Source organism: Aminipila sp. (assembly GCF_032051575.1).
Classification (GTDB): Bacteria; Bacillota; Clostridia; order Peptostreptococcales; family Anaerovoracaceae; genus Aminipila.
Window position 1 is genome coordinate 9,784 of record NZ_DAMBYD010000020.1, and the last position, 334, is coordinate 10,117.

At 35.3% G+C, this 334-nt stretch carries 1 protein-coding gene; it reads right to left on the reverse strand.

The annotated features are described in order from the left end of the window. Positions 1-89: 89 nt before the first annotated feature. Positions 90-334 (reverse strand): GyrI-like domain-containing protein (locus RTW14_RS18455; protein ID WP_312654253.1); only part of this gene is annotated, 245 nt, incomplete at its 5' end.

The window sequence follows — 334 nt, forward strand, 5'->3', positions numbered from 1 at the left end:
AAGAAGAGGTAACGGATTGCTGCAAAGTGTCATTTTTGTGCCGACCATAATGAGTTCCGCCGTAATGGGCCTGGTTTTTTATCTTTTATTTATTTTTTCTTAATAGGAATCCAAATTTCGCTGTAATAATTTTCATCCTGATTACCCTTTGGATAATCAGCTATATTTGTATACATTTCAATGTTATAACCAGCTGCAATTTCATAATCTTTACAGTTAGGTAGCCATTCTGAGAAGATTTTTTGGTTTACATCTTGCAATGATTTTGGCATTGCACCCTTGCAGGCAAAAACAGCCCAAGTGTGCTTAGGAATAATCTTTGTAATAAACCCCT